Genomic DNA, 3,713 nt, shown 5'->3' with positions numbered 1-3,713 from the left:
CATCCAGCCCCCGGAGCGCCCACCCCCGGAACCGCCCCCGGACCAACCCACCCTCCCGAAAGCCCACCCCCACACCCCAGCCCCGCGCAGCGGCCTTCACCGAGCCCCCCGCCGCCCCTCCCGCACCCGCCGCAACCGATTCACCAACACCGGCGCGAACGCCAACGCCTCCTCCCGGTCCAACAACCCGTTCAGCACCTGGTAGTACCGCGTAGAGGAGAGCCCCAACTCCTCCCGGATCGCCCGCTCCTTGGCCCCCGCCGTCCGCCACTGCCGCCCCTCCAGCGCCAGCACCGCCCGATCCCGCTCACTCAGCTCACCCACCACGCACCACCACGCACCACCTCCGCACATCCCCCACGGACCTACGAAGTGTCATTCTCGGACGCACCCCCGACACACTCTGCCCCCCACCCCGGCACCCCCGCCCGACTAGCGTCACCCCCATGACCAGCTTCGCCGTCCACATCCCCACCGCCGACCTCGCCCCCGAGCCCCTCGATCCGTCCCAGATCGTCTCCGGCACCCCCGAGGTCACCGGAAAGGTCCTCGCCGAGTCCCCCGACGGCCGCCAGCTGCGCGGCATCTGGCAGATCACCCCGGGCGTGGTCACCGACGTCGAGGCCGACGAGATGTTCGTGGTGCTGAGCGGCCGGGCCACCATCGAGATCGAGGGCGGCCCGACCCTGTCCGTCGGCCCCGGCGACTGCGCCGTCCTACGCGAGGGCGACCGCACCATCTGGACGATCCACGAAACCCTCCGCAAGGCCTACGCGATCACCCTCCCCTGAACCCAGCCCACCCCGAAACCAGCCCCGCCCCGAAACCAGCCCCGTCCCGCCTGAACCGGCCCCGCCCCGACAACCACCCCCGCCCCCGAAGAAGGCCCCCGCCCCCCGGGGGCCTCACTGCTTCCGGACCCGCCCCGCTTCCTTCATCGCCGCGTCCTGCAGCCCCTGCAGCACCTGCTTCGGCTCCCCGGTCACCGCCTGCCCGATCCCCGTCTTGATCCGGTTGCTGACCTCACCCCAGGCCGGGTCCCCGAACGGGTAGAAGCTGGCATTGGTCAGCCCCACCGCGAACTGCTTGAGGTCCTCGTGCTTGGGGTCCGAGGACATCTGGCCGAAGGCGTCCTGGGTCACCGGCAGCAGGTTGTACTGCTCGTCGAACTTGAGCTGGTAGTCCTTGGCGTACACGAAGGACAGGAACTTCTTGATCTCGTTCTTGTGCCCGTTGGCCTTGAACGCCATCATCCAGTCCGCGACGCCGAGGCTCCCGGTCCGCCCCACGCCGTCCTTCTTCGGGATGGCCGCCGTCCCGAAGTCGATCTTCCCGGCGGACGCCATCCGCAGCAGGGTCGGGTGCCCGTTGAGCATCGCGACCTTCCCGGAGGCGAAGTCCTGGAACACCGGCGTGCGGTTCATCTTGCCCGGGTCCGGATACGTCAGCCCGGTGCCGACCAGGTTGTTCTTGAGCCAGTTGAAGGTCGCCTGGTTCTGGTCGCTGTCGATGGTGTAGTTGCCGACGTCGTCCGAGAGCGAGCCGCCCCCGCTCAGCGTCCACAGCATCGACTCGGCCGGCGCCTCCTCGGGCCCCAGCGGCAGCCCGTACGGGGTCACCCCGGGCACCTTGGCCTTGATCTTCTCGGCCGCGGCCCGCAGCTCGTTCCAGGTGGTCGGCGGCTGGGTGATCCCGGCCTGCTTGAAGATCGCCTTGTTGTAGAAGAGCACCCGCGAGGAGGAGACGAAGGGGATCCCGTACTGGGTCCCCAGCACCTGCCCGGCGTGCGAGAAGTTGTCCATGAACTTGGCCTGGGTGTCCATCGAGAGGACGTCCGCGGCCGCGTACAACCGGTCCGCCGCGACCTGCTCGGCGAAGCCGCCGGTCTGCAGCAGGTCGGGCGACTTCCCGGCCGCGATCATGTCGTCGACCTTCTTGCCGATGTCGGTCCAGCTGTCCACCTCGACCTGGACCTTGATGCCGGGGTTGGCCGCCTCGAAGGCCTTGGAGACCTCGTCCCAGTAGTGCTTGGAGCTGGTCTCGGCGTTCTCCCCGTAGTCCGCGGCGACCAGTTTGAGCGTGACCGACCCGTCGCCCTGCCCGCTGCACGCGCTGACCGTGGTGAGCACCAGTGCTCCGGCCAACGCCGTACCGAGCACACGGAGGGAAACGTGGGCGCGCCTGTCCAACGCGGGTACCGCCTTCAAAAAGAACTGCAGCCGGACGAGGGAATCCGGCAGGGGGAGCGCCACATTCCCAAACCGCTCGCACACTGGTCCACACCACTCGCCCTCACCCGTCGAGTAGTTACCGAAGTGCCCTGGTTCATTGCACGATGCGCAACAACAGGCGAACGGAGGCCCTCAGCCGGACTCCGGGACACAAAGCCCCGCACACCCCCGCAGCCGAGACAAAGCTCACCCAGTATGGACCAGACCAATCCGACAACTGGACTAGACCTCTTCGACCCGACCAAGGGAAACTGTCCTCCGTGAAGCACGTCATCGCACTCGATGTAGGCGGCACCGGCATGAAGGCCGCGCTGCTCGCCCAGGACGGCTCCGTGCTGTTCGAAGCACGCCGACCGACCGGGCGGGAACACGGCACCGACGCCGTGGTCGCCGCCATCCTCGGCTTCGCCGCCGACCTCGCCGACGAGGGCCGCGCCCGCTTCGGGCACGCCCCGCTGGCGGCCGGCGTGGCCGTGCCCGGCACGATCGACGAGAAGAACGGGATCGCGGTCTTCTCCGCCAACCTCGGCTGGCGCGACCTCCCGCTGCGCAAGCTGCTCGGCGAGCGCCTCGGGGGCCTGCCGGTCGCCCTCGGCCACGACGTGCGCTCCGGCGGGCTGGCGGAAGGGCGGATCGGCGCGGGTCAGGGCGTCGACCGCTTCCTGTTCATCGCGCTGGGCACCGGCATCGCCGGCGCCATCGGCATCGACGGCCGGATCGAGGCCGGCGCGCACGGCTACGGCGGCGAGATCGGCCACGTCGTGGTCCGCCCCGGCGGCCCGCGGTGCGGCTGCGGCGCCCGCGGCTGCCTGGAGACGCTGGCCTCCGCCTCGGCCGTCTCCCGCGCCTGGGCCGAGGCCAGCGGCGACCCCGACGCCGACGCGGCATCCTGCGCCGCCGCGGTGGACGCCGGGGACGACCGCGCCCGCGCCGTCTGGCAGGACGCGGTCGACGCGCTGGCCGACGGCATCGTGCTGGCCCAGAGCCTGCTCGACCCCTCCACGGTCATCGTCGGCGGCGGGCTGGCCGAGGCCGGCGACACGCTCTTCACCCCGCTGCGCGCGGCGGTCACCGAGCGCCTGACCTTCCAGATGCCCCCGAAGGTCGTACCCGCCATGCTCAAAGACACCGCCGCGTCCCTGGGCGCCGGCCTGCTCGCCTGGGACCTGCTCTCGATGGAGGTGACCGCGTGACCACCGCGGACCGTGACCGTACTGCCCTGTCCGGCGCCCGGCTGGTGCTGCCCGGCGGTGTCGTCGAGGGCGGCCGGCTGGCCGTCGAGGGCGACCGGATCGCCGCCCTCACCGACGGCGCGAGCGGTGGGAAGGCCCAGCCCGGCGACCTCGACCTGACCGGCCACACCGTCGTCCCCGGCTTCGTGGACCTCCACGTCCACGGCGGCGGCGGCGCCTCCTACGCCTCCGGCATCGCCGAGGAGGCCCTGCACGCCGCCCGCACCCACCTCCACCACGGCACCACCAC

General features: G+C 71.2%; 4 protein-coding genes and 1 pseudogene. 3 read left to right on the top strand and 2 right to left on the bottom strand.

Annotated features, from left to right (window positions below):
• Positions 1 to 96: 96 nt before the first annotated feature.
• Positions 97 to 354, bottom strand: a complete 258-nt coding sequence (locus ACZ4W5_RS37885) for a DUF3263 domain-containing protein (protein WP_402492263.1) — start codon at positions 352 to 354, stop codon at positions 97 to 99.
• A gap of 92 nt (positions 355 to 446) precedes the next feature.
• On the opposite strand from ACZ4W5_RS37885, the gene ACZ4W5_RS37880 reads away from it, so the two are divergent.
• The gene (locus ACZ4W5_RS37880) at positions 447 to 791 is read left to right on the top strand and encodes a cupin domain-containing protein (RefSeq protein WP_465659794.1); all 345 of its coding nucleotides are present in this window, start codon (positions 447 to 449) and stop codon (positions 789 to 791) included.
• Between the two features lie 114 nt (positions 792 to 905).
• Here the strand turns inward: ACZ4W5_RS37880 and ACZ4W5_RS37875 are convergent, their stop codons facing one another.
• Positions 906 to 2,144 (bottom strand): extracellular solute-binding protein, encoded by a 1,239-nt coding sequence (locus ACZ4W5_RS37875; protein WP_360246176.1) that lies wholly within the window; start codon positions 2,142 to 2,144, stop codon positions 906 to 908.
• A gap of 347 nt (positions 2,145 to 2,491) precedes the next feature.
• On the opposite strand from ACZ4W5_RS37875, the gene ACZ4W5_RS37870 reads away from it, so the two are divergent.
• Positions 2,492 to 3,424: an ROK family protein gene (locus ACZ4W5_RS37870; protein ID WP_465659792.1), complete on the top strand. Its 933-nt coding sequence runs from the start codon at positions 2,492 to 2,494 to the stop codon at positions 3,422 to 3,424.
• A pseudogene (locus tag ACZ4W5_RS37865) lies at positions 3,421 to 3,713 on the top strand (N-acetylglucosamine-6-phosphate deacetylase); the annotation flags it as partial. The gene ACZ4W5_RS37870 and the pseudogene ACZ4W5_RS37865, both read left to right, overlap by 4 nt.

The sequence above is a fragment of the Kitasatospora sp. NPDC029367 genome, from assembly GCF_055569135.1.
This window is presented reverse-complemented; position numbering and strand designations above follow the sequence as displayed.

Excerpts from the sequence above, each read along its gene's own strand:
- ACZ4W5_RS37885 (WP_402492263.1), bottom strand. The coding sequence starts at position 354 with ATGTGCGGAGGTGGTGCGTGGTGGTGCGTGGTGGGTGAGCTGAGTGAG.
- ACZ4W5_RS37880 (WP_465659794.1), top strand. The coding sequence starts at position 447 with ATGACCAGCTTCGCCGTCCACATCCCCACCGCCGACCTCGCCCCCGAG.